The following is a 23,093-nucleotide window of genomic DNA, read 5'->3' as shown; positions in this document are numbered from 1 at the left end:
GCCACCGTACCTACGTGATAGTTGGAGGACCCCTTGGCCAGGCGCGCTCTGATCACCGGCATCACCGGCCAGGACGGTTCCTACTTGGCCGAGCACCTGCTCGACCAGGGTTACGAGGTGTGGGGGCTGGCCCGCGGGCAGGCGAACCCGCGCGTCTCGCGCATGCGCAAGCTGCTGGCCGACGTCCAGGTGGTGCGGGGCGACCTGCTGGACCAGGGGTCCTTGATCTCCGCGGTGGAACGCGTTCAGCCCGACGAGGTGTACAACCTGGGGGCGATCTCGTTCGTCCCCATGTCGTGGGAGCAGGCCGAGCTGACCGCCGAGGTGACCGGTATGGGCGTCCTGCGGATGCTTGAGGCCATCCGGGTGTGTTCGGGCGTGTCGCGGGGTGGTGGATCGTCGTCCCCGGGGCAGATCCGCTTCTACCAGGCGTCGTCCTCGGAGATGTTCGGGCAGGTCACCGAGACCCCGCAGAACGAGCGCACCGCCTTCCACCCGCGCTCGCCGTACGGGGTGGCCAAGGCGTACGGGCACTTCCTCACGCAGAACTACCGCGAGTCGTACGGGATGTTCGCGGTGTCGGGCATCCTGTTCAACCACGAGTCGCCGCGGCGCGGCGCGGAGTTCGTCACCAGGAAGGTCACCCTCGGGGTGGCCAGGATCAAGCTCGGCCTGGCCACGGAGCTGCGGCTGGGCAACCTGGAGGCGCGCCGCGACTGGGGCTACGCGGGCGACTACGTCAAGGCGATGCACCTGATGCTCCAGGCCGCCAATCCCGAGGACTACGTGATCGGCACCGGGCGGATGAAGTCGGTGCGGGAGCTGGTGGAGGCCGCCTTCACGGCCGCCGGGCTGGACTGGGAGCGGCACGTGGTGGTCGACCAGGGGCTGCACCGCCCGGCGGAGGTGGACCTGCTGTGCGCCGACCCGAAGAAGGCGCGGGCGCAGCTGGGGTGGGAGCCGCGGGTGTCGTTCGACGAGCTGGTCGCGATGATGGTCGAGAGCGACCTGCGCCTGCTGTCCGCCGGCGGCGACCCCGACCAGGACAGCTCCTGGCCCTAGAGCCGGTTCCGCCCCCCCTTGGCCCGCCCGGTCCGGTGCGGGCCTTTTTGCTGCTTACAGCTGCTCTTGGCCTGGTCCATTGACAAAGAGGATTTTTACGTAAAAGATTGTTTTTGCGATGAGAGATGTCCTGTATCTGGAACAGATCGAGCAGGCCGAGGCGCTGCTCAAGCCGCAACGGGTCGAGGTGCTGAGGCAGCTGGCCGAGCCGCGTACGTGCTCGGAGGTCGCCGAACGCCTCGGGCAGACCCCGCAGCGGGTCTACTACCACGTCAAGCGGCTGGTCGAGGCCGGTCTCGTGGAGCTGGTGTCCGAGCGCAAGGTGCGCGGCGTCCACGAGGGCATCTACCAGGCCGGCGCGCGGTCGTACTGGTTGTCGCCGCGGCTGGTCGGCCGGATCGGGCTGCGCAAGGCGCGCGACGAGCTGAGCCTGGGCTACCTGCTCGACCTCATGGAGGAGGTCCAGGCCGACATCGCCGCCCTCGACCGGGACGCGCCCGAGCTGCCGTCCATCGGACTGTCCGGAGAGATCCACGTGCGTCCGGAGAGCCGCCAGCAGTTCCTGAACGACCTGCAGGGCATGCTGCAGGAGCTTTTCACTCGTTACGGCGGCGCTGAGGGGGACGCCTTCAAGCTCGCCGTCGCCTGTTACCCCAAGGGAGAAGAGCATGAGTGAGCCGATGATCGCGAAGGTCCGCGTCCAGGCGCCGGTCAAGGAGGTGTGGCACGCGCTCACCGATCCGGCCGCGGCCCGGGGCTGGCTGGCCGAGCACGTCGAGGTGGACCTGCCGGACCGGTTCGAGTTCTGGGGCCGTACGACGCCGGAGGGCGACGCGCCGCACCAGCGGGTCCTGTCGGCCGACGAGCGCGGCGTGCGGTTCGCCTGGCTCCTGGACGGCGTCGAGACGACCGCCGAACTCGCGGTCGAGGAGGACGGCGACTCGGCGACGATCGTCTCGGTGACGCAGTCGCACTTCGACTTCCAGGACGTCGTCACCGGCGCCAGCATCCGGGGCGTGCTGCAGACGTACTGGTTCCAGGTGCTGGCCAGCCTGGCCGAGCACGTCGAGGGCCGCCCGCTCACGCCGCGCGCCGACTTCACCGCGCGCGAGCTGCGCGCCGAGGTCACCATCGACGCCACGCCCGCCCGGGTCTTCGAGTCGCTGGTCGACTCGGAGAAGGTGAGCGAGTGGTTCGGGATGCCGATCGAGATCGAGCCGTACGTCGGCGGCCGGTTCGCCATGGGCGGGTTCGCGAACGACCCGTCGCCGGCCAAGGTGCTGGAGCTGGAGCCGGAGCGGCGGTTCTCCGTCGACTGGGGCGGCGCCGGGGTGAGCTCCTGGGAGCTCGCCGGGTCCGCCGGCCGGACGCGGCTGACGCTCGTGCAGAGCGGCTTCGACGCCGAGCGGCCGCCGTACGCGGCCTGGGGCGGGATGCTGTCCGGGGTGGCGGAGCTGCGGCGTTACCACGAGGTGCCGGACTGGCGTCCGATGTGGGTCGCCTGACCGCACAGGGTCAGCCTGGTTCGTGCTGGTTCGTCCTGCCTGCTCCGGTTCAGCCTGGTGTGTCCTGCCGGCCGTCCGGCAGGTGGTCGAGGACGGTCTCGGCGATCGTGGCGAGCACCTCGATCTGCTCCCGCGAGAGCAGGTCGATGAAGTGCCTGCGCACCGACGCCACATGGGCGGGCGCCGCCTCCTGGATGGCCCGCAACCCGCCGTCGGTCAGCACGACGACGGCCCCGCGCGCGTCCCCCTCGAAGCCCTCGCGGGTGACCAGCCCCCGCTGCTCCATCCGCGAGATGTGCCGGGAGAGGCGGCTCTTCGACCAGAGCATGCGGTCGGCCAGCGCGGTGAGCCGCCACCGGTGGCCGGGCGTGGAGCTCAGCGCCGACAGGACGTCGTAGTCGGGTGCCGACAGCCCCGAGTCGCTCGCGAGGTCGCGGCTGACCTGGGCGTCCAGCAGCAGGCGCATCCTGCGATAGCCGATCCAGGCCCGGAACTCGGCGTCGTCCAGCCAGTTGGGCTCCATGACCCGGCAGTTTAGTTGACGTGTAACCGACCTCCGCTCTAGGTTTACATGTAAACCAAAGTGGAGGAGGCGGGTCGTGTTCGGACTGGGCATATCGACGTCGGCGGCGTCGGGGGCCGATCCCGTGGGCGACGCCCGCGCGGCCGAGGAGCTGGGCTTCGACTTCGTCTCGGCGTCGGACCACCCGTGCGGTGTCGAGCCCACGTACGAGCTGTGGACGATGCTGACCTGGGTGGCCGCCGCCACCTCGCGGATCAGGGTGGCGACGCGGGTGCTGGGGGTGCCGTACCGGCCGCCCGCGATGGTCGCCAAGATGGCCGAGACGCTGCACCGGCTCTCCGGCGGCCGGCTGATCCTCGGCCTCGGCGGCGGCTACTCCGACGAGGAGTTCCGCGCGTTCGGGCTCGGGGTGCCGACGCCCCGCGAGAAGGTGGACGGCATGGTGGAGGCCGTCCACATCATCCGCGGCCTGTGGTCCGAGTCGGACTTCACCTACGAGGGCTCCCGCTACCGCACCGATCGGGCCACCATCGAGCCCAAGCCCCTCAGCCCCATCCCGATCTGGCTGGGCACGTACGGGCCGCGCGCCCTCGACGCCACCGGCCGGCTGGCGGACGGCTGGATCCCCTCCCTGGGGTTCGCGCCGCCGGAGCGGGCGGCGGCCATGCGCGACCGGATCCTGTCGGCCGGTCGCGCCGTCGAGTGCGTCTACAACGTCACCTTCCGCATCGGGTCCCCCGCAGAGGTCGACGGCGTGGTCGCCGGCTCGGCGGCGGAGGTGACCGACCGTCTGGCGGCGTTCGTGGAGCTGGGGTTCACGTCGATGAACTTCACGCCCCTCGGCCCCGGCCCGCGCGCCCAGGCCGAACGCCTGGCCGAGGACGTCCTGCCCGCGCTGCGCGCGGCGGCCTCCTGACCGGCGGCGGCCTGCCGGGAAGGCGATCCGGGCCTGCGGCGAAGCATGGGTGACCGTCCACCACTTCGTGAAGGCAGCCTGATGACGGAGACGACAACGTGATCGCCGAAGCGGGCGAACAGCTGACCGACGCCGAGCTGGCCGCCCGGTACCGGCGGGACCCCGAGCTGTTCACCCTCGTGCACGACCGCCATTTCCGCGACATCTACCTGTACGTGGCCGGCCGGCTGGACACGCAGATCGCCGAGGACATCACGGCCGAGACGTTCCTGCTGGCCTTCGACCACCGCGACCGGTTCGACCCGGAGCGCGGCGGATTGCGGCCCTGGCTGTTCGGCCTGGCCACCAACCTGATCGCCAGGCACCGGCGCAAGGAGATCCGCCACTACCGGGCGCTGGCCCGGCTGGGCCCCGAACTCGTCGTGGAAGGCCATGAGAACCGGGTCGTGGCCTCCGTCACGGCCCAGGGCATGCAGCCGTACCTGGCCAGGGCGCTCGCCGCGCTGTCGCCGGGCGAGCGCGACGTCCTGCTGCTCGTGGCCCTCGGCCAGCTCGGCTACGACGAGGTGGCCCAGGCGCTCGGCATCGCCCCCGGAACGGTCGGATCCAGGCTCAGCCGGGCGCGCGCGAAGATCCAGGCCCTCGTCGACAAGGAGACAGCTCGTGGATGACCTGAAGGAGCTCGCCACCCTGCTGGCCAAGCCGGAACCGGCCGCCGAGGCGATGGCGCGCAGCAGGAGCCGCCTCCAGGACAGGGCGCGCGGCCGTACCCACCGCCGGCGGACCGGATGGCTCGCGCCCGCGCTCGCCCTGGCCGCCGCCGCGGCGGCCGTCACCGTGCTCGCGACGGGCGCGATCACGCCCGCCGGCACGCCGGCCTCGGGCAAGGAGGTGCTGCTCATGGCCGCGGCGAGCGCCGAGCGCACGCCCGAGGGCGCCGGACGCTACTGGCACGTCACCCGCGAGTACCGGGGCGTGGACATCCCCACCCGTGAGAGCTGGACCACGCGGGACGGCCGGCGCTGGTCCAGGGGCCGGCCGGACGCCCCCGCCGGGGTCGTCGTGCCCGACCCGAACCCCCTCAGGCTCAAGGGGGCCGAGGTGAGCATCGAGGAGCTCGAAGGGCTGCCGACGGAGCCTGCGGCGCTGACGTCCCGGATCGCCGCGCTGCCCGGGCTTCCCAGCGCCATGAGCTCCTCCGAGCAGCGCGGCGATCCGCTGTTCTCCCTGGTCGCGCTCATCTCGGAGCTGCCCGCGCCGCCGGAGGTCCGGTCGGCGGCGTTCCGGGCGCTCGCCGCGACACCCGGGGTCGAGAACGCCGGCGAGGTAGAGGACGGGCAGGAGCTGCGCTTCCCCAACCCCGACGGCGGGCCGGAGATCAGGATGGTGGTCGATCCCGAGAGCGCACGGGTGATCCGGACGAACTACCTCTACGGCGGCGACGGGGGCCTGTCGTGGGGCCGAGACTTCGTTTGGGTGACCGCCACCTGGACCGACCAGCCACCGCGATGAGCCGGAGGGTCGCCGAGTTGTCCACAGAACGCGGTTCGGCTCTGCGGGGGCCGGGGTGAGGGCGTCAGCCTGGACCCCGTGAACGCCGCACTCTCGTTGCTCGGCCGTGCCGAGCGCATCACCCGGTCCTGCCGGCAGGCCGTCGTCTGCCGGCAGACTGCCGCACACGTCTGGGGCCTGAGCGTGCTCTCCGTCCCCGAGGCCGACTGGCCGGTGGAGGTGATCGCCCCCGCTCACCTGGCGATCCCCGGCTGCGTCACGTACGTGGGCGAACCGCCCGCCGACGACGTCACCGACCACCGGGGCGTCCGGCTCACCACCATGGCGCGCACGGCCCTCGACTGCGCCCGGTCGTTGCCGCGTCCGGAGGCGGTGGCGGCGCTCGACCAGTTCGCGCGGCGGGGCGTCGACATGGAGGCGCTGTGGCGTCGTCCGCTCGACTCCTGGCGGCTGCGCGACACGCTGAGCCTGGCCGACGGCGGCGCCGCCTCGCCCCGGGAGAGCTGGCTGCGGGTCGTCCTCGTCGACGGCGGCCTCCCCAGGCCCACCACGCAGCTCGCCGTGCCCCTGGGCGGCGGCCGGCACGCCTACCTCGACCTGGGGTGGGAGCCGTACAGGGTGGGGGTCGAGTACGACGGCCAGGAGCACCACACCTCCCCGGCGGACCGGCGGCGTGACGCGGCCCGCCGCGAGGAGCTGCGGCGGCTGGGCTGGCGGGTGATCGCCGTACGCCGCGACGTCATCCCCGGCCAGATCGCCGGCCTTCTCCGGCACGTCGCCGACGCGTTGATCGAGCGCGGCTGGCAACCCGGCCCGGAGGGCACCGTCCGCGTCCTCCGCCAGATCCGCGCGGCCCGCCGCGGAACCGCTCGCCATCCCCGGCGCCGGCGGTCCTCGTGAGGGCGTCCCCGGTGGTTCGGAGGGCGTCGGCAAGGTCAGGCGATCGTGACCGGGAGCTCCTTGATGCCGTTGATGAAGTTCGAGCGCAGGCGGCGGGCCGGGCCGGCCTGGCGGATGCGCGGCCGGCGCCTGGCCAGCTGCTCGAACAGGACACGCAGTTCCAGCTTGGCGAGGTGGTTGCCGAGGCAGAAGTGCGCGCCGCCGCCGCCGAACCCGATGTGCGTGTTGGGGGTGCGTCCGATGTCGAAGACCTCGGGGTCCGGGAACACGGAGGCGTCCCGGTTGGCGGAGGAGTAGAAGACCACGACCTTGTCGCCGTCCTTGATGGGCTGCCCGCCGAGCACCTGGTCCGCCATCGACGTGCGCCGGAACAGGTTGACCGGCGAGACCCACCGGACGATCTCGTCGGCCGCCGTCCTGGCCAGCGTGGGGTCGGCCACCAGGCGGTCCCACTGGTCGGGGTGCTCGAAGAGGGCCAGCATGCCGCCGGAGGCCGCGTTGCGGGTGGTCTCGTTGCCCGCGACGATCAGCAGCAGGACGAACAGGTCGAACTCGTCCTCGCCGAGGGTTTCGCCCTTGTCGTCGGGCTGGAGGAGCTTGGTGATGATGTCGTCCTTGGGGGCGGCTCTGCGCTGCGCCGCGAGCTCGTTGGCGTAGGCGTACACCTCCATGGCGGCGCCGGAGCCCTCCTCGGGGGTCGCCGCGTAGTCGGGGTCCTGGGCGCCGATCATCCGGTTCGACCAGGAGAACAGCTTGTCGCGGTCGGTCGCGGGAGCGCCGAGCAGCTCGCAGATCACGTACAGGGGGAGGGGGGCGGAGACCTCGGTGACGAAGTCCACCTCGCCGGAGCACTTGTCGAGCAGGTCGTCGCAGATGTCGCGGATGTGCTGTTCGAGGGCGCCGATCGTCCGGGGGGTGAAGCCGCGGTTGACCAGGGAACGCCGCCTGGTGTGCTCGGGCGGGTCCTGGTTGAGCATCATCAGCCGTTGGAGGGCGATCTGGTCCTCGGGCATCTCGTCGAAGAGGGCGAGCTTCTTGGCCGAGGAGAACAGGTCGGAGTGGCGGGACACGTGCACGACGTCCTCGTAGCGGGTGACCGCCCAGAACCCGGGCTCGCCGTCGTGCCAGTGGACGGGGGAGTTGGCGCGGAGCCAGGCGAGCTGTTCGTGGGGTGGGCCGGAAGTCGCGTAACGGTCCCTGTCGACGAGGTCGATATGCACGCGCGGTCACCTCTTGATCAAGCGCTTGGTTTATTCGTACTGAAACGTGTTCTATTACGCCACTGTACGCCCGTCAAGTAGCCCCACCCCGCCACCCTCCCAACGCTCCAGACACCGCCGCCATAACCCCGGAGCAGATAACCGGTCCCCGCCCGCCCAACCCGACAGCAGCCAACCCCCTCCCCGCCGACGCTTCCTCACCCATGCCCCAGCCCAGCACCACCAGCGGTGCCGCCTCCCCGTGCTCACCACCGCCAACCGACTTCGCCCCACTCCCAACCCCACCCAAGCCCGGCCCCCAAGTCCGGCATCAGCGCTGCTCTTGGCGGCGACCGTGCCGACGCCCCGATTGGCGAGGGTCGTCTGGGGCGGCGCCAAGGAGGTTGCGCCGAACGGACGGGAGCCGTCAGGAGTGGGCGAGTGGTGAGGGAGAAAGGGTGAGGTACCTCCGATGTTTTTGGAGGTGGTGAGGATCGGCAAGGGAGGGGAATCTTCGGAGCCATGGGGGGTGAGGGAGGTGATTGGTTAGGGTTCGAGGTGTCGTTCTGGGTCACGGATCGGAGGTATCCCGCTGGACGCCCTTGACATGCGCCGCCATGTCGCAGCAGCATCTGAGGCACAGACATCCGATGAATAAGTGAAGGGTGCGGTGTGAAGCTGCTGCGAGTGGGACCTGTCGGACAGGAGCGGCCGGTGGTGATGGACGCCTCCGGCACCCTGCGCGACATCGGGGAGCCCGAGATCGACGGGGCTTTTCTCGCCTCCGGGGGAGTGGCGCGCGTGCGTGACGCGCTGGAGCGCGGCGACCTGCCCGTCGTCGACGCCGCCGGGCTGCGGGTGGGCGCGCCGATCGCCCGGCCGGGCAAGGTGGTCTGCATCGGGCTGAACTACCGCGACCACGCCGCCGAGTCCGGCGCGGAGCCGCCCGCCGAGCCCGTGGTGTTCATGAAGGCCGCCAACACCGTGATCGGCCCGTACGACGAGGTGCTGGTGCCGCGTGGCAGCGTGAAGACCGACTGGGAGGTGGAGCTGGCGGTCGTGATCGGCCGGCGGGCCCGCTATCTCGACAGCCGGGACGAGGCCCTCGACGTGATCGCCGGGTACGCGATCTCCAACGACGTCTCCGAGCGGGAGTTCCAGCTCGAACGCGGCGGCCAGTGGGACAAGGGCAAGTCGTGCGAGACGTTCAACCCGCTGGGTCCCTGGCTGGTGACGGCGGACGAGGTCGGCGACCCGCAGAGCCTGGGGCTGCGCCTCTGGGTGAACGGCGAGCCGCGCCAGGACGGCGGCACCAAGGACATGATCTTCGACGTGGCCGAGATCGTGCGGTACCTGAGCCGGTTCATGGTGCTCGAACCCGGTGACGTGATCAACACCGGCACCCCGGCCGGGGTCGCGATGGGCATGCCCGGCCAGCCGTACCTGCGGGCGGGCGACGTGATGGAGCTGGAGATCGACGGGCTCGGCCGCCAGCGGCAGACGGTGGGGCAGGCCTGATGGCGTACAGAATCGTCGCGCTGGAGACGCACGACGTGCGTTTCCCCACGTCGCGGGAGCTGGACGGCTCGGACGCGATGAACCCCGACCCCGACTACTCCGCCGCCTACGTGGTGCTGAAGACCGACGACGGGGTCGAGGGGCACGGGTTCGCGTTCACCATCGGACGCGGCAACGACGTGCAGACCGGAGCGATCCGGGCGCTTGAGCCGTATGTGCTCGGCCGGGACGTCGAAGACCTCGGCGCGCTGTACAAGGAGCTGGTCAACGACTCGCAGCTGCGCTGGCTGGGTCCGGAGAAGGGCGTCATGCACATGGCGATCTCCGCCGTGGTCAACGCCCTGTGGGACCTGAAGGCCAGGCGGGCGGGCAAGCCGGTGTGGCGGCTGCTGTCGGAGATGTCGCCCGAGGAGATCGTCGGGCTGATCGACTTCCGCTACCTGAGCGACGCGCTCACCCAGGACGAAGCCCTCCAGATCCTGAAAAATGCGGAAGAGGGGAAGGAAGAGCGGATCCAGCGGCTCATCGAGACCGGCTACCCCGCCTACACCACCTCTCCCGGCTGGCTCGGCTACGACGACGACAAGCTGCGACGCCTCTGCAAGGAGGCCCTCGACCAGGGCTTCGGCCAGATCAAGCTCAAGGTCGGCGCCGACCTCGACGACGACCTGCGCCGCTTCCGCGTGGCCCGCGAGGTCTGCGGCCCGGACTACCCGATCGCGATCGACGCCAACCAGCGCTGGGACGTCGCCTCGGCCATCGAATGGGTGAGCGCGCTGAGCCCGTACCGGCCGCACTGGGTGGAGGAGCCAACCAGCCCCGACGACGTGCTCGGCCACGCCGCCATCGCCGAGGGCATCAGGCCGGTCCCGGTCGCCACCGGCGAGCATGTCCAGAACCGCATCGTCTTCAAGCAGCTTCTCCAGGCCGGCGCGATCTCCTACCTGCAGATCGACGCGGCCAGGGTCGGCGGGGTCAACGAGAACCTGGCGATCCTGCTGCTCGCGGCCAAGTTCGGCGTGCCGGTCTGCCCGCACGCGGGCGGCGTCGGGCTGTGCGAACTGGTGCAGCACCTGTCGATGTTCGACTACGTGGCGATCACCGGCACGATGGACGGCCGCGTGATCGAGTACGTCGACCACCTGCACGAGCACTTCGTGCACCCGGTCGTCATCGACCACGGCCGCTACACCGCCCCCATGGCCCCCGGTTTCAGCGCCGAGATGCACGCGGCGTCGATCGCCGCCCACAGCTTCCCCGACGGCCAGGTATGGAGGGCCACGTCATGACGCTCAAGGCCATCGTGACCGGCGGCGGTTCAGGCATCGGCCTGGCCACCGCCACCCTGCTCGCGGCGCGCGGCATGCAGGTCGCCTGCCTCGACCTCGCCCCGCCCGGCGACCCCTTCGTGGGGATCAAGGCGGACGTGGCCGACGACGCCTCCGTGCGCGCGGCGGTGGCCGAGGCCGCGGAACGGCTCGGCGGCATCGACATCGTGATCAACAACGCGGGCGTCGGCGCCCAGGGCACGGTCGAGGACAACCCGGACGAGGAGTGGCGGAAGGTCTTCGAGGTCAACGTGTTCGGCATCGTCCGGGTGAGCCGGGCGGCGCTGCCGTACCTGCGCAGGTCGGAGCACGCGGCCATCGTCAACACCTGCTCGATCGCGGCCACCGCGGGGCTGCCGCACCGGGCGCTCTACAGCGCGACCAAGGGCGCGGTGTTGTCGCTGACCCTGGCCATGGCCGCCGACCACGTCCGTGAGGGCATCCGCGTCAACTGCGTCAACCCGGGCACCGCCGACACCCCGTGGGTGGGGCGGCTGCTCGACTCGGCCGACGATCCCGAGGCCGAACGAGCGGCGCTGAACGCCAGGCAGCCCATGGGCCGCCTGGTCAGCGCCGAGGAGGTCGCCGCCGCGATCGCCTATCTGGCAGGTCCCGAGTCCGCCGCGACCACCGGCACCGCGCTCGCGGTCGACGGCGGCATGCAGGGGCTACGGCTCCGGCCAACCAACCAAGGAAGGTAACCCCCCATGAAGATCGGTCCGGTGGTCGCGAGCGCGGCCCTGCTGGCGGTCGTCGCCGCCTGCGGTTCCAGCGGCACGAACGGCTCCAGCGGCTCCAGCGGCTCCACGGCGGAAGGGGGAGGCGGCGGCAAGGTGGGCATCGACCACCCGCGCGCCGACTCCGACTTCTGGAACTCCTACATGAAGTACGTCCCGCAGATGGCGACCGAGCTCAAGGCCGACCTGATGCCCGCCACGAACTCCCAGAACGACGTCTCCAAGCTGGTCAACAACGTGCAGGCGCTGGTCGGCCAGGGCGCCAAGGCGATCGTCATGGCCCCCCAGGACACCGGCGCCATCGCCAACACGCTCCAGCAGCTGGAGAACAAGAAGATCCCCGTGGTCACCGTGGACACCCGGCCCGACAAGGGCAAGGTCTACATGGTCGTACGCGCCGACAACCGCGCGTACGGCACCAAGGCGTGCGAGTTCCTCGGCGAGAAGCTCGGCGGCAAGGGCAAGGTCGTGCAGCTTGAGGGCGCGCTCAGCTCGATCAACGGCCGCGACCGGTCCGAGGCGTTCAACGAGTGCATGAAGAGCAAGTTCCCCGGCATCACGGTGTTCAGCGAGCCGACCGAGTGGGAGGGCAGCAAGGCGGCGTCCATGCTCCAGACCCGCCTGGAGCAGAACCCGGACATCAAGGGCATCTACATGCACGCCGGCGGCGTGCACCTGGCTCCGACGCTGCAGGTGCTCAAGCAGAAGAACCTGCTGGTCCCGCCGACCGACCCCAAGCACGTCTTCGTGGTCTCCAACGACGGCATCCCGCAGGAGTTCGAGGAGATCCGCAAGGGCAACATCGACGCCACGGTGTCGCAGCCGGCCGACCTCTACGCCCGGTACGCGATCTTCTACGCCAAGGCGGCGGTCGACGGCAAGACGTTCCAGCCGGGCCCGACCGACCACGGCAGCAACATCATCCAGCTGCCCAACGGCTTCGAGGACCAGCTCCCGGCGCCGCTGGTGACGAAGGACAACGTGGACGACCAGAACCTCTGGGGTAACCAGGTCAAGTGATGAAATATCACGTTGAAGCCCGAAATGTCGTCAAGCGTTTCGGTCCGACCACCGCGCTGAACGGCGCGGAGATCGCCATCGCCGAGGGCCAGACCCACGCCCTCGTCGGCCGGAACGGCGCGGGGAAGTCCACCCTCGTGTCGATCCTCACCGGGCTCCAGCGGCCGGACGAGGGCGAGGTGCTGTTCTCGGGAGAGGCGGCGCCCGCCCTGGCCGACCGCGACGCCTGGCGGCAGCGCGTCGCGTGCGTGTACCAGAAGTCCACGATCATCCCGGCGCTGACGGTCGCGGAGAACCTGTTCGTCAACCGCCAGACCGGCCGCGGCCGGATGATCAACTGGCGGGCGCTGCGGGCCAAGGCGCGCGAGCTGCTGGACACCTACGAGGTGGACGTCGACCCGCAGGCGCTGGCCGGCGAGCTGGGCGTCGAGCAGCGGCAGCTCGTGGAGATCGCGCGGGCGCTGTCGTTCGGCGCCCGGTTCATCATCCTCGACGAGCCCACCGCCCGGCTCGACGGCCCGGCCATCGAGCGGCTGTTCACCCGCATGCGCTCACTGCGCGAGCAGGGCGTCACGATGATGTACATCTCCCACCACCTGGACGAGGTGTACGAGATCTGCCAGAGCGTCACGGTCTTCCGCGACGCCCGGCACATCGTGACCCGGCCGGTCGCCGGGTTCCCCCAGGACGAGCTGGTGGACGCGATGACCGGCGAGGCCACGGCCGCCTACGAGTCCCGGCAGCGCGTGCCCGGCGAGGCGGTCGTGCTGTCGGGCGCGGGCCTGTCGCTGACCGGCCGCTACCAGGACGTGGACATCTCGGTCAGGTCCGGCGAGGTCGTGGGCCTGGCCGGCTCGGCGAGCAGCGGCAAGGTCGGCCTGGCCGAGACCCTGGTCGGGCTGCGCAAGCCGGACACGGGCGTGGTCACGATCGACGGCACCCGGGTCAGGCCGGGCGACGTGCCCGCCGCCATGCGCGCCGGGCTCGGGTTCGTGCCCGAGGACCGGCACCACGAGGGTTTCGTGCCGATGTTGTCGGTGGGGGAGAACGCGACCCTGCCGATCGCCCACAAGCTGGGCGCCTACGGCATCGTCTCGCCCGCGCGGCGCCGGGCCAGGGCCGTCCAGATGATCGAGAGCCTGGACATCAAGACCGAGGGGCCCGACCAGCCCGTCGGCGACCTGTCCGGCGGGAACGCGCAGAAGGTCGTGTTCGCGCGGGCGCTCGTGGACGACCCGAGGGCGCTGGTCGTGATCAACCCGACCGCGGGCGTCGACGTCAAGGCCAAGCAGGCCCTGCTCGGCGCGGTCGAGGACGCCGTCGGCCGGGGCGCGGGGGCCGTCGTGGTCTCCGACGAGCTCGACGACCTGCGCATCTGCGACCGGGTGCTGGTGATGTTCCACGGCAGGGTCGTCAAGGACGTGCCGCGTGGCTGGACCGACCACGAGCTCGTGGCCGTGATGGAAGGCATACAAGAGTGACCACTTTGACTGCTCCGGCCCCCCGGCTGAGGCTGGCCAGGTTCCGCGACCTGACCCTGGTGCCGGTGATCCTGCTCCTGCTGGTCGTGGGCGCGTTCCTCGACCCGACCTTCCTGACGGCGGGCAACCTGACGAACGTCCTGCAGCAGCAGGCGGCGATCTCGCTGCTCGTGCTGGCCGAGGCGATGATCCTGATCGCCGGGAAGTTCGACCTGTCGCTGGAGTCGACGGTCGGCACCGCGCCCGGCATCGCCGTGATGCTGGTCGTCCCGGCCTCGGCGGGCGGGTTCGGCCTCGGGCTGCCCGGCTGGCTGGTGATCCCGCTGGCCCTGCTCGTGGGCGCGGCCATCGGCGCGTTCAACGGGTTCCTGATCATCAGGTTCCAGCTCTCGGCGTTCATCGTCACGCTGGCCATGCTGATCATCGTGGACGGCCTCCAGCAGGGGCTCACCCAGGGCAAGACGCTGTTCCAGCTCCCCGACTCGATGCTCTACCTCGGCAGCGCCACCTGGCTCGGCCTGCCCGCCGCCATCTGGATCGCCGCGCTGCTGTTCGCCGCCGGCATCTTCGGCCTGACCTACCTCCGGCTCGGCCGCTCGCTGTACGCCATCGGCGGCAACGCCGACGCCGCCCGCGCCGCCGGCATCCGGGTGGACCGCGTGCTGTTCGGCGTGTTCGTCCTCGGCGGCATCCTGGCCGCCACGGCCGGCATCCTGGAGACCGGACGCCTCGGCGCGATCGGCAACGAGATGGGCGACGGCTGGATCTTCATGGTCTTCGCCGCGGCCGTCATCGGCGGCGTCAGCATGGACGGCGGCAAGGGCACCGTCCTCGGCGCGCTGACCGGTGTGCTGGTGATCGGCCTGGTCCAGAACATCCTCACCCTCATCGGGGTCTCCGGTTTCTGGCAACCGGTCATCTACGGTGGCATCATTCTCATCGCACTGATCATCAGCAGGATCGCCGGCGGAAAGGCGCAGGACTGATGGAACGCCTCGCCCTGCGCACCAGGCTCCGGCCCGGGTGCGAGGAGACCTACGAGCGGGAGCACGCCACGATCCCGGCAGCCCTGGAGTCCGCGCTGCGCGCCCACGGCGTGATCTCGTGGCGCATCTTCCGCGACGGCCTCGACCTGTTCCACTTCGTGGAGGTCGAGGACTACGCCGCGCTGCAGGCCGCGCTCAAGGACGACCCCGCCGACCAGGCCTGGCAGCGCCAGATGAACCGCCTGCTCGACGGCGACTTCGACCAGTCGGCGGGCGGCCTGCGCCAGGTCTGGGAGCTGACGTGATCGACCTGCCCCGCGTCGGCCTCGGCGGCGCCCCGCTCGGCAACCTCTACCAGGCGGTCTCCGGCGAGCAGGCGCGGGCCACGGTCGACGCGGCCTGGGACAGCGGCGTGCGGCTCTTCGACACCGCGCCCCACTACGGGCTGGGGCTGTCCGAGCGCCGTCTGGGCGCCGCGCTCGCGGAGCGGTCGGGCTACGTCCTGTCCACGAAGGTGGGCCGGCTGGTGGTGCCCTCGCGGGTGCGCGACGACGACGAGATGTTCGACGTCCCGGTCGGGCTGGGCCGCGCATGGGACTTCTCGGCCGACGGCGTGCGCGACTCCCTGGAGGACTCCCTGGCCCGGCTCGGCCTGCCGGAGATCGACATCGCGCTCATCCACGACCCCGACGATCACCTGGAGCAGGCGCTGGCCGAGGCGTACCCGGCGCTGGCCGAGCTGCGGGAGCAGGGCGTGGTCAAGGCGATCGGCGTCGGGATGAACCAGTGGCAGGCGCCGCTGCGCTTCGTCCGGGAGACCGGCGTCGACGTCGTCATGCTCGCCGGGCGCTACACGCTGCTCGACCAGTCGGGGCTGCCGCTGCTGGACGCATGCGCCGAACGCGGCGTCCGGGTGCTGGCCGCGGGGGTCTTCAACAGCGGCCTGCTGGCCACGCCGGCCCCGTCGGGCACCTTCGACTACGCGCCCGCGCCGGCGCCGCTGCTGGACCGGGCCACCCGGATCGCCGCCGTCTGCGAGCGCCACGGCGTCTCGCTGCCGCAGGCGGCCATGGCCTTCCCGCTGCGCCATCCGGCGGTCGCCTCGATCGTGGTGGGCGCCCGCGCGCCCGAGGAGGTCCTGGCCAACGCCGCCCTGTGGTCCCGCCCGGTCCCCGAGGAGCTGTGGCTGGAACTGGCCGGCGAGGGTCTGCTGGGCTGACCGCGGCCGGGCCCCCGCCCGGCCGCCGTCCTCGTTCAGTGCACCTGTACGGACGCGCCGAAGGCCAGGGCCACGTCCCACACCCGGGAGAAGACGATCACCTGGCCGCCGTCCAGCCCGCCGCAGGCGACCGGCTTGCTGACGGCCGACGTGATGCCCTGTGCCGCGACGTCGTCGAACCAGTCGGTGTAGGAGTAGACCGGGCCGCCGCTGTCGCCGTGGGCCACGGCGCAGCCGCCGACGACGCTCTTGGCCCTGACCATGTGCTTGACGTACTGCCCGTTCGTGTACGTGCCGCTCCACCCGGTCTCGGTCACCTTGATCAGGCAGTACTCGCCCAGCGACGCCCCCGAGTTGCACACGAAGTTGCCCACGTACGCCTTCCACAACGCGACCACCCGGTTGCTGGTGGCGGCCGCCGGACCGCCGTCGAAGACGTCGGCCGTGGCGTCGGCCAGGACGATCGCGGCGTCCCGCTTGGGCAGCCGCCACTGCAGGTCGCCCATGCGGTTCGCCGGGCTGCCCGAGCCGCCGCCGTCGTAGAAGGAGTCCCAGAACTCCCCGCAGTGCGCGGCGGTCAGGAAGCCGGGATTGCCGTTCTTGTCGTAGACGGCGAACCCCGAGGTGCAGCCGGAGCCGGTCCTGGCGTTCCAGGTCCGGCCGCCCGCGTAGTAGCTCGGGACGTCGTCCTGCCTGCTGTAGGCCGGGTCGAAGCGCTCGCCGCGCTCCAGCGTGATCGGCGCGGTGGCGCCGCTCGGCCGCTGGAGCTGGTCGGGGGCGGTGTCCTCGTCCGGGACCGAGAGCCGCACGCCGCTCCCGTCGGCCTGCGGGGCGGCGCCCGTCACCTGTCCGGACTCGCTCCACTTGTCGGCCTCGGCGAGGAGGTCGGCGTAGGAGAAGGCGGACGGGAGCACGGAGACCGGGGCGGTCAGCCGTCCCTCGTCGACCACGGCCCGCACGGGCGCGGGCACCTGGCCCTTCCAGTACAGGCGAACCTCGTGGTTCTCGGGCGCGACGACCACGCCGCCGTACCCGTCGGAGGTCTCGGCCACGGCCGTGACGCGGTCGGCGACGGCGTTCAGCCGGGTCTGCTCGGTGAAGAGCGCATCCCAGCTCGCGAAGCCGCCGGGGACCTGGCCGCGCGGGCCGGTCGAGTCCCTGGCCGGCGGCTTGCCCCCGGCGTCGGCGGACTGCCGGGTGAGGTCGGGGCCGGAGACGGTGACCGCCGAGGCGGCTCCGGCGCCCAGGAAGGGCACGACGGCGCACGCCAAGATCAGCACCGTACGGCGTAAGCGGATGTTCTGCATGGATCCCCCCATGTCTGGATGAGGGGCCATCACAGCAGGCGATCCGGCACGCCTACCGCGTCCAAGTACCGCTCCGCGCTGTGCTTTGCGGGCTTGCGGCCTCAGGAGGGGATGAACAGCCAGAACGCGGACGTGCCGGACTCGTAGCGGGAGTCCAGGCGTTTGGCCACCACGCCGGGCAGGCCCTGCTCGCGCGCCGCCTGCCGGACCGCGCCGGCCTCGCCGGGCCACGAGGGCGCGGTCTGCCAGCGGGGGCCGGCCAGCCCGAGCGACTCCAGGGCGGCCCGCCGGTCGGCGAACGGCTCGTCCACCAGGGAGCGGCCCTCGTCGTACAGCAGGTCCTGGACGACCAGCAGCTCGGTCCCGGCCAGCGTGACCACCTCGCCGTCCAGCACCGCCGTCCGGCTGCCGAACGACTCGGCCAGCGGGCGCAGCCAGGGATGCTCGCGGGCGGCCGTCGTGCGCCCGCCGTCGACGGGGACCAGGAGCCGGCGCCCGCCCCAGGCGAACTCGAAGGCGTAGGCGGCGGCGTCCCTGGGCGGCCGGGCGCGCTCGGTGGGCAGCATGGGCTCCACGTCGGGGAACGGGTCGCGGACGGGGGCGTCCATGCGGTGGATCATCCAGTTCTTGCCCCGCGTCCGGAACAGCACGAACCGCCCGGAGGCCCGCCGGCCGTGCAGGACGAACTTGACCTCGCGCTCGGACCACTTCTCGGTCTCGTACGTGCCGGTGTCCCAGACGGTCATGGTGCCGCCGCCGTACTCGCCCTTGGGGATCTCGCCGTGGAAGGTGAGGTACTCCATCGGGTGGTCCTCGGTGTGCACCGCCAGGTGGTTGGTGCCGGGGTCGGCGGGCAGGCCCTTGGGGACCGCCCAGGAGGCCAGCACGCCGTCGCGTTCCAGCCGCAGGTCCCAGTGCAGGGACCGGGCGTGGTGCTCCTGGATGACGAACGCGGCGCCGCCACCGTCCTCGGGAGGGGTGGCGGGCACGGGCTCGGGGGTCCGGCTGGGGTCGCGTTTGCTGCGGTATCGCTCCAGTTTGTCGGCCACGACCCGGTTACTACCCGGAGAACGGTCGTGCGTGCCGGTGCTGTGCGCGGTGTGCGGGCGGAGCCGGGCCGAGGGAGCGGGCGCGCGTGCCGATCAGTCGAGGGCCTTGCGCAGCCACGCCTCCACGCCCGCCACGTGCACGGTGGCCCATGACCGCGCCACGTCCGGCTGGCGGGCGGCGATGGCCTCGTAGATCGCGGTGTGCTGCTCGCGGGTCTTCTCCATCGCGCCCTCCTGGGTGAGGCCGCGCCACACCCGGGCCCGAGTGGTCGGACCTGACAGGCTCTCGATGAACGAGCAGAGCACGCTGTTGCCCGACCCGCGCGCGATGCGCTGATGGAACTCCAGGTCGTTGGCGACCAGCTCCTCGACCGTCGGCTGCGCGGGCAGCGAGTCGAGGATGCGCCGCAGCTCCTCGATGTCCTCGTCGCGCATCAGCTCGGTGGCCAGGGCCGTCGCGGCCGGTTCGAGGATGCGCCGCACCTCGAAGAACTGGATCACCGTGTCGTCGCGGTGCAGGTCGAGCACGAACGACATGGTGTCGAGCAGCAGGTGCGGCTCCAGGCTGGTGACGTACGTGCCGTCGCCCTGGCGCACGTCGAGGACGTTGATCAGGGCGAGCGCGCGCACGGCCTCGCGCAGCGAGTTGCGCGACAGGCCGAGCCGCTCGGCGAGGTCGGCCTCCTTCGGCAGACGGTCGCCCGGGGTCAGCTCCCCGGAGAGGATCATCTGCTTGATCTTGTCGATGGCCGCGTCGGTGACCGCCACACTTTTCTCCCTAGACATCGGATGTCTAGGAGTCTAGAGCCTGAAAGCGTACGGGATCGACGTCCGGGACGCGGCGGACCATGCCCCGGGTCTCCAGGGTGCGCAGATGGGCCGCGGCCTCGCCGGCCGCCATGCCGCGCAGCACGGGGGCCAGGTCGTCCCAGGGGCGGTTCCAGGTCATCATCGAGGCGACCTCCCAGATGGTCAGCGGTCGCGACCGCTCGGCCATGAGGGTGCGCAACCGGATCAGCTTCTCCTCGTGATGGTGGCGGATCTCGGCGGCGCGCGCGGCAACATCGGGAAATATCCACTCGTGTGCCGGCAGGGCGTCCAGGGGGCCCAGCTCGCCGACCCGGTCGAGCGAGTCCAGGAAGTCGCCCAGCGGATCGATGTCGTCGCGGTCGTAGGGATAGATCCCGATGTGCGGGGTGATGTCGGGAAGGACGTGATCGCCGGTGAACAGCCGGTCGGCGTCCTCCAGGTGCAGGCAGATGTGGCCCGGCGTGTGGCCGGGGGTGTGCACGGCACGCAGCTTGCGGCCGGGCAACTCCACCAGGTCGCCGTCGCGCAGCTCGCGGTCGGGCAGCGCGGGCGGCGTCGGCCGGGTGCCCATCGCCTCGCGCACCTCGCCGGGGTCGGCGCCGGCCCGCCTGAGCATGTCGGACTGGAAGCTCGCGTGCTCCTCCGCGGCGAACCGGTGCATGAGCCGGACCAGCGCGGCGTCCTCCTCGTGCATGGCGATCCAGGCCCCGGACGCCTCCTTGACCTGCCCGGCCAGCCCGGCGTGGTCGGGGTGGAAGTGGGTGACGACCACGCCGCTCACGGCCCCGACGTCGAGCCCGAGCGCGGCCAGGCCGCCGCTGAGCGCCTGCCAGGCGTCGGGATGGTTCCACCCGGCGTCCACCAGCACCGGCCCGCGCGGCGACTCGACGGCGTAGACCAGCGTGTAGCCGAGCGGGTTGCCCGGGATGGGCACCGGCACGCTCCACACCCCGCCGCCGAGCTCCTGCGGCCGCTGTTCCGAGTACGGCCTGCGCCTGGTCTTCCCCACCGGTTCCCCCGATCGAGCACGTGCGTGTGAATGGTGGATCAGGTCAGGCGTTCGAGGATCGTCGCCGTGGCCAGAGCGCCGCCCGCGCACATCGTGACCAGCGCGGTGGTGGTGTCGGAGCGTTCGAGCTCGTGCAGGGCGGAGGTGATGAGCCGGGCGCCGGTGGCCCCGACGGGATGGCCGAGCGCGATGGCCCCGCCGTTGACGTTGACCCGGTCGAGGTCGGGCTCGTGCACCGCGGCCCAGGAGAGCACCACGGACGCGAACGCCTCGTTCACCTCGAACCTGTCGATGTCGCCCATGGTCATCCCGGCCGCCGTCAGCACCTTCGCGGTCGCCTCCACGGGACCGTCGAGATGATAGTAGGGCTCGGCGCCGACGAGCGCCTGCGCCAGGATGCGCGCCCTGGGCCGCAGCCCCTGCCGACGGGCCTCCTGCTCGCTCGTCACCAGCACGGCGGCCGCGCCGTCGGAGATCTGCGAGGACGTGCCGGCGGTGTGCAGGGCGCCCTCGGCGACCGGCTTGAGCCCGGCCAGGCTCTCGACTGTGGTCTCGCGTAACCCCTGGTCCCTGCGGACGGATCCGACGGGCACGATCTCCCGCTCGAACCGCCCGTCGGCCCACGCCTTGGCCGCCAGGCGCTGCGACCGCGCGCCGAACCAGTCGAGCCGCTCCCTGGTCAGCCCGCGCCGCCGGGCGATGCGTTCGGCCGCGGTGAACTGGTCGGGCAGGTCGATGCTCCAGTCGTCGGGACGCGGCCGCGCGGGGCGCACGTTGCTGCCGAGCGGCGCCCTGCTCATCATCTCGACCCCGCATCCGACGCCGGCCTCGATGACGCCCGCCCTGATCATCGCCGCCGCCAGGTGCACGGCCTGCTGCGAGGAGCCGCACTGGGCGTCGAGCGTGGTGACGCCCGTCTGGTAGGGGAGCCCGGCGTAGAGCCACGAGTAGCGGCCGACGTGGCCGCCCTGCTCGCCGGCCTGCGTGACGCACCCGGCGAACATCTGGCCGATCGTGGCCGGATCGACGCCGGCGCGCTGGACCAGGCCGTTCAGCGCCGCGGCCAGCACCTGCTGCGGCTTGAGCTCCGACAACCATCCCGCCCGCTTGCCGATGGGCGTGCGAACGGCTTCGACGATCACAGGTGTGCCCACAGTCGCCTCCAGAACGTTGCTCTGGCCGCGACTGTAACGCGTTCTACTTTGTGGCGGAAGCCTCGCTTGCGGCGGGGAACTCGGCGCGCAGCCCGAAAGTGTCGAAAAGCCGCAGGTCAAAGAACATGGCGACGTGGTTGACGCCTTCTTCGCGCAACGCCAGCACCATGATGGCGAAGCGGCGGTAGACGTCGTGCTCGCGGAAGTAGACGGCGAACGCGGGCTGGCCGTTGGCGGCCACGGGGAGCAGCCTGAGGTCGTGCGGCCGGCTGGCGGGGCACTGCGTGGAGACGAGCTCGCCGATCGCGTCGGGGCCCTCGTACCAGCCCACGTAGGGGGGCATCTCCCAGATCGCGTCTTTGGTGAACAGCGAGACCAGCTCGTCGACGTCGTAGTTCTCGAAGGCGGCGACGTAGCGGTCGAGCAGGTGGCGCTGCTCGGCGGAGAGCGGCTCGACCTGGTCGTCGAGGCTCGGCGAGATCTCGCTGAGCTGCGCGCGGGCCCGCTGGAGGATGCTGTTGACGGCCGCCGTGGACAGGCCGACCGCCTCGGCGACCTCGGCCGCCCGCCATCTGAGCACGTCGCGCAGGATCAGCACGGCGCGCTGCCGGGGCGGCAGGTGCTGGAGCGCGGCGACGAGCGCGAGCCGGATGCTCTCGCGCGAGGTCACGATCGAGGCGGGGTCGCCGGCCGCCTCGACCCCGGCCAGCGTGTCGGGCACCGGCTCCAGCCAGGGCACCTCGCCGTCCTGGACCAGGGGCGCGGCCGCCTCGGTGCTCGGGGCGCCGAGGCCGGTCGGCAGGGGCCGCCGGGTGCGGCTGTCGAGCGCGGTCAGGCAGGCGGTGGTGGCGATGCGGTAGAGCCACGTGCGCAGCGACGACCGCCCCTCGAACCCGTCGTAGCCGCGCCAGGCGCGCAGATAGGTCTCCTGCACGAGATCCTCGGCGTCGTGCACCGACCCCAGCATGCGGTAGCAGTGTGCGAACAGCTCGCGCCGCATCGGATCGGCCAGCCGGAGGAAGTCTTCGCTCGTCGGCTTGTCGCTCATGCCCCCTGTATAGCTTCCGCCACCGACAAAAAGCCGATTAGGGCATGACGGAGATGTCCGGAAGGGGTTAGATGTCGGCCAGGAGGCGGGTCGCGGCGGTCTCGATGCGCCGCTGGATCTGGTCGTACGTGCGCCGCCCGCGCAACATCTCCAGCAGCTCCTGCACCCACACGCTGGCCAGCGAGCCCGCGAGGTCGAGCTGCTCCTCGCCGGCCTGGTCGATGGTCAGCCCGTCGGCGGAGACCCGCAGCAGCAGCCCCGTCATGCGGTCGCCGAACGGTGTCTGGACCTCGGCCATGATCAACGACCGGATCAGCGCGTCGGCCAGCTCCGGCTCGCGCATCAGCCCCCGCGTGGCCCGCATGAGCACGTCGACGGCCCGGCTGGCCGGCGTGGACGCCCCGGGCGGGCGGCGCTCGATGCTGCTCTCCAGCAGGTCGATCTCCTCGCCCACGACCGCGACGACCAGGTCCATCTTGGACGGGAAGTAGCGGTAGAGCGTGCCGAGCGCCACGCCGGCGCGCTCGGCGACCGTGCGCATCTGCATCGCCTCGACGCCGCCGCGCGAGGCCAGCGCGGCGGCGGCCTGGACGATGCGCTTGCGGCGTTGGTGCTGGCTGCGGGTGCGGACGCTGCGACCGCCCGCCGCCGCGCGGCCCTCGGCGGCCCCCTCGGTGTCGCTGGGGGGCGCGGAGAATGACCCGGGCGAGGTACGCATAAGAACACGTTATCTGATTTCTCGGCAACGCGGCTTGTTACTCGCGAGTCACAAACAGGCCGTATCGGCGCATGTCTACGGCGTTACAGGAC

The 23,093-nt window shown here is 71.5% G+C and carries 24 protein-coding genes; 15 read left to right on the top strand and 9 right to left on the bottom strand.

Annotated features, from left to right (window positions below; translation table 11 throughout):
- Positions 1 to 33 precede the first annotated feature (33 nt).
- From ACFYUV_RS23150 to ACFYUV_RS23140, 3 genes are all read left to right on the top strand, one after another.
- On the top strand, positions 34 to 1,062 hold the full coding sequence (locus ACFYUV_RS23150) for a GDP-mannose 4,6-dehydratase (RefSeq protein WP_358288852.1): 1,029 nt from the start codon (positions 34 to 36) through the stop codon (positions 1,060 to 1,062).
- 118 nt (positions 1,063 to 1,180) lie between these two features.
- Positions 1,181 to 1,738 (top strand): helix-turn-helix domain-containing protein, encoded by a 558-nt coding sequence (locus ACFYUV_RS23145; protein WP_352324016.1) that lies wholly within the window; start codon positions 1,181 to 1,183, stop codon positions 1,736 to 1,738.
- Positions 1,731 to 2,567, top strand: a complete 837-nt coding sequence (locus ACFYUV_RS23140) for an SRPBCC family protein (protein WP_387671189.1) — start codon at positions 1,731 to 1,733, stop codon at positions 2,565 to 2,567. Before ACFYUV_RS23145 ends, ACFYUV_RS23140 begins: the two co-directional genes overlap by 8 nt.
- A gap of 49 nt (positions 2,568 to 2,616) precedes the next feature.
- Here the strand turns inward: ACFYUV_RS23140 and ACFYUV_RS23135 are convergent, their stop codons facing one another.
- Positions 2,617 to 3,090: a MarR family winged helix-turn-helix transcriptional regulator gene (locus ACFYUV_RS23135; protein ID WP_387671187.1), complete on the bottom strand. Its 474-nt coding sequence runs from the start codon at positions 3,088 to 3,090 to the stop codon at positions 2,617 to 2,619.
- A gap of 76 nt (positions 3,091 to 3,166) precedes the next feature.
- Between ACFYUV_RS23135 and ACFYUV_RS23130 the strand changes: the two genes are divergently transcribed.
- The 4 genes from ACFYUV_RS23130 (at position 3,167) to ACFYUV_RS23115 (ending at position 6,418) form a co-directional block, all read left to right on the top strand.
- The gene (locus ACFYUV_RS23130) at positions 3,167 to 4,006 is read left to right on the top strand and encodes an LLM class flavin-dependent oxidoreductase (RefSeq protein ID WP_387671185.1); all 840 of its coding nucleotides are present in this window, start codon (positions 3,167 to 3,169) and stop codon (positions 4,004 to 4,006) included.
- A 98-nt stretch (positions 4,007 to 4,104) separates the two neighbouring features.
- Complete coding sequence (locus ACFYUV_RS23125; RefSeq protein ID WP_387671183.1) at positions 4,105 to 4,677, top strand: RNA polymerase sigma factor; 573 nt, start codon at positions 4,105 to 4,107, stop codon at positions 4,675 to 4,677.
- Positions 4,670 to 5,518 carry a CU044_5270 family protein gene (locus ACFYUV_RS23120; protein WP_387671181.1) on the top strand — a complete coding sequence of 283 codons (849 nt, stop codon included), beginning with the start codon at positions 4,670 to 4,672 and terminating at the stop codon, positions 5,516 to 5,518. The genes ACFYUV_RS23125 and ACFYUV_RS23120 overlap by 8 nt, the downstream gene beginning before the upstream one ends.
- Positions 5,519 to 5,596: 78 nt before the next feature.
- Positions 5,597 to 6,418 (top strand): DUF559 domain-containing protein, encoded by an 822-nt coding sequence (locus ACFYUV_RS23115; protein ID WP_387671179.1) that lies wholly within the window; start codon positions 5,597 to 5,599, stop codon positions 6,416 to 6,418.
- Positions 6,419 to 6,453: 35 nt separating this feature from the next.
- Here the strand turns inward: ACFYUV_RS23115 and ACFYUV_RS23110 are convergent, their stop codons facing one another.
- Positions 6,454 to 7,638 (bottom strand): cytochrome P450, encoded by a 1,185-nt coding sequence (locus ACFYUV_RS23110; protein WP_358288833.1) that lies wholly within the window; start codon positions 7,636 to 7,638, stop codon positions 6,454 to 6,456.
- Between the two features lie 651 nt (positions 7,639 to 8,289).
- Between ACFYUV_RS23110 and ACFYUV_RS23105 the strand changes: the two genes are divergently transcribed.
- Genes ACFYUV_RS23105 through ACFYUV_RS23070 form a run of 8 tightly spaced genes read left to right on the top strand, consistent with a single transcriptional unit; the run spans position 8,290 to position 15,906 of the window.
- Positions 8,290 to 9,135, top strand: a complete 846-nt coding sequence (locus ACFYUV_RS23105) for a fumarylacetoacetate hydrolase family protein (RefSeq protein WP_352324024.1) — start codon at positions 8,290 to 8,292, stop codon at positions 9,133 to 9,135.
- On the top strand, positions 9,135 to 10,424 hold the full coding sequence (locus ACFYUV_RS23100; RefSeq protein WP_364330707.1) for an L-fuconate dehydratase: 1,290 nt from the start codon (positions 9,135 to 9,137) through the stop codon (positions 10,422 to 10,424). Before ACFYUV_RS23105 ends, ACFYUV_RS23100 begins: the two co-directional genes overlap by 1 nt.
- Complete coding sequence (locus ACFYUV_RS23095) at positions 10,421 to 11,164, top strand: SDR family NAD(P)-dependent oxidoreductase (RefSeq protein ID WP_387671176.1); 744 nt, start codon at positions 10,421 to 10,423, stop codon at positions 11,162 to 11,164. The genes ACFYUV_RS23100 and ACFYUV_RS23095 overlap by 4 nt, the downstream gene beginning before the upstream one ends.
- 6 nt (positions 11,165 to 11,170) lie before the next feature.
- On the top strand, positions 11,171 to 12,220 hold the full coding sequence (locus ACFYUV_RS23090) for a sugar ABC transporter substrate-binding protein (protein ID WP_387671174.1): 1,050 nt from the start codon (positions 11,171 to 11,173) through the stop codon (positions 12,218 to 12,220).
- Positions 12,220 to 13,701: a sugar ABC transporter ATP-binding protein gene (locus ACFYUV_RS23085; RefSeq protein WP_387671172.1), complete on the top strand. Its 1,482-nt coding sequence runs from the start codon at positions 12,220 to 12,222 to the stop codon at positions 13,699 to 13,701. Before ACFYUV_RS23090 ends, ACFYUV_RS23085 begins: the two co-directional genes overlap by 1 nt.
- Positions 13,698 to 14,687 (top strand): ABC transporter permease, encoded by a 990-nt coding sequence (locus tag ACFYUV_RS23080; RefSeq protein WP_387671170.1) that lies wholly within the window; start codon positions 13,698 to 13,700, stop codon positions 14,685 to 14,687. Before ACFYUV_RS23085 ends, ACFYUV_RS23080 begins: the two co-directional genes overlap by 4 nt.
- Positions 14,687 to 14,992: an L-rhamnose mutarotase gene (locus ACFYUV_RS23075; RefSeq protein ID WP_358288817.1), complete on the top strand. Its 306-nt coding sequence runs from the start codon at positions 14,687 to 14,689 to the stop codon at positions 14,990 to 14,992. The genes ACFYUV_RS23080 and ACFYUV_RS23075 overlap by 1 nt, the downstream gene beginning before the upstream one ends.
- Entirely contained in the window at positions 14,989 to 15,906 is a 918-nt protein-coding gene (locus tag ACFYUV_RS23070; RefSeq protein ID WP_387671168.1) for an aldo/keto reductase, read from the top strand. Before ACFYUV_RS23075 ends, ACFYUV_RS23070 begins: the two co-directional genes overlap by 4 nt.
- A 35-nt stretch (positions 15,907 to 15,941) precedes the next feature.
- Here the strand turns inward: ACFYUV_RS23070 and ACFYUV_RS23065 are convergent, their stop codons facing one another.
- The 7 genes from ACFYUV_RS23065 to ACFYUV_RS23035 form a co-directional block, all read right to left on the bottom strand.
- Positions 15,942 to 17,213, bottom strand: a complete 1,272-nt coding sequence (locus tag ACFYUV_RS23065; protein ID WP_387671167.1) for a S1 family peptidase — start codon at positions 17,211 to 17,213, stop codon at positions 15,942 to 15,944.
- Positions 17,214 to 17,314: 101 nt separating this feature from the next.
- A complete protein-coding gene (locus ACFYUV_RS23060) occupies positions 17,315 to 18,262 on the bottom strand; it encodes a DNA polymerase ligase N-terminal domain-containing protein (protein WP_364330690.1) in 948 nt (315 codons plus the stop codon).
- A gap of 93 nt (positions 18,263 to 18,355) precedes the next feature.
- Positions 18,356 to 19,030 carry a FadR/GntR family transcriptional regulator gene (locus ACFYUV_RS23055; protein ID WP_352322012.1) on the bottom strand — a complete coding sequence of 225 codons (675 nt, stop codon included), beginning with the start codon at positions 19,028 to 19,030 and terminating at the stop codon, positions 18,356 to 18,358.
- Between the two features lie 25 nt (positions 19,031 to 19,055).
- The gene (locus ACFYUV_RS23050) at positions 19,056 to 20,081 is read right to left on the bottom strand and encodes an MBL fold metallo-hydrolase (protein WP_387671165.1); all 1,026 of its coding nucleotides are present in this window, start codon (positions 20,079 to 20,081) and stop codon (positions 19,056 to 19,058) included.
- Between the two features lie 38 nt (positions 20,082 to 20,119).
- A complete protein-coding gene (locus tag ACFYUV_RS23045; RefSeq protein WP_387671164.1) occupies positions 20,120 to 21,235 on the bottom strand; it encodes a steroid 3-ketoacyl-CoA thiolase in 1,116 nt (371 codons plus the stop codon).
- Between the two features lie 43 nt (positions 21,236 to 21,278).
- A complete protein-coding gene (locus ACFYUV_RS23040; RefSeq protein WP_387671163.1) occupies positions 21,279 to 22,283 on the bottom strand; it encodes a sigma-70 family RNA polymerase sigma factor in 1,005 nt (334 codons plus the stop codon).
- A gap of 67 nt (positions 22,284 to 22,350) precedes the next feature.
- Positions 22,351 to 23,001: a TetR family transcriptional regulator gene (locus tag ACFYUV_RS23035; RefSeq protein ID WP_358288798.1), complete on the bottom strand. Its 651-nt coding sequence runs from the start codon at positions 22,999 to 23,001 to the stop codon at positions 22,351 to 22,353.
- Between the last annotated feature and the right edge of the window lie 92 nt (positions 23,002 to 23,093).

Source organism: Nonomuraea sp. NPDC003560, from assembly GCF_042878785.1.
GTDB lineage: Bacteria > Actinomycetota > Actinomycetes > Streptosporangiales > Streptosporangiaceae > Nonomuraea.
Note: the sequence above shows the minus strand (reverse complement) of the source record. Positions and strands in the feature narration are given on the sequence as shown.

Bases quoted from the DNA above. Each gene is read 5' to 3' on its own strand.
- ACFYUV_RS23145 (WP_352324016.1), top strand. From the start codon at position 1,181: ATGAGAGATGTCCTGTATCTGGAACAGATCGAGCAGGCCGAGGCGCTG.
- ACFYUV_RS23135 (WP_387671187.1), bottom strand. From the start codon at position 3,090: ATGGAGCCCAACTGGCTGGACGACGCCGAGTTCCGGGCCTGGATCGGC.
- ACFYUV_RS23140 (WP_387671189.1), top strand. From the start codon at position 1,731: ATGAGTGAGCCGATGATCGCGAAGGTCCGCGTCCAGGCGCCGGTCAAG.
- ACFYUV_RS23085 (WP_387671172.1), top strand. From the start codon at position 12,220: ATGAAATATCACGTTGAAGCCCGAAATGTCGTCAAGCGTTTCGGTCCG.
- ACFYUV_RS23035 (WP_358288798.1), bottom strand. From the start codon at position 23,001: ATGCGTACCTCGCCCGGGTCATTCTCCGCGCCCCCCAGCGACACCGAG.
- ACFYUV_RS23040 (WP_387671163.1), bottom strand. From the start codon at position 22,283: ATGAGCGACAAGCCGACGAGCGAAGACTTCCTCCGGCTGGCCGATCCG.
- ACFYUV_RS23095 (WP_387671176.1), top strand. From the start codon at position 10,421: ATGACGCTCAAGGCCATCGTGACCGGCGGCGGTTCAGGCATCGGCCTG.
- ACFYUV_RS23075 (WP_358288817.1), top strand. From the start codon at position 14,687: ATGGAACGCCTCGCCCTGCGCACCAGGCTCCGGCCCGGGTGCGAGGAG.
- ACFYUV_RS23065 (WP_387671167.1), bottom strand. From the start codon at position 17,213: ATGCAGAACATCCGCTTACGCCGTACGGTGCTGATCTTGGCGTGCGCC.
- ACFYUV_RS23100 (WP_364330707.1), top strand. From the start codon at position 9,135: ATGGCGTACAGAATCGTCGCGCTGGAGACGCACGACGTGCGTTTCCCC.
- ACFYUV_RS23090 (WP_387671174.1), top strand. From the start codon at position 11,171: ATGAAGATCGGTCCGGTGGTCGCGAGCGCGGCCCTGCTGGCGGTCGTC.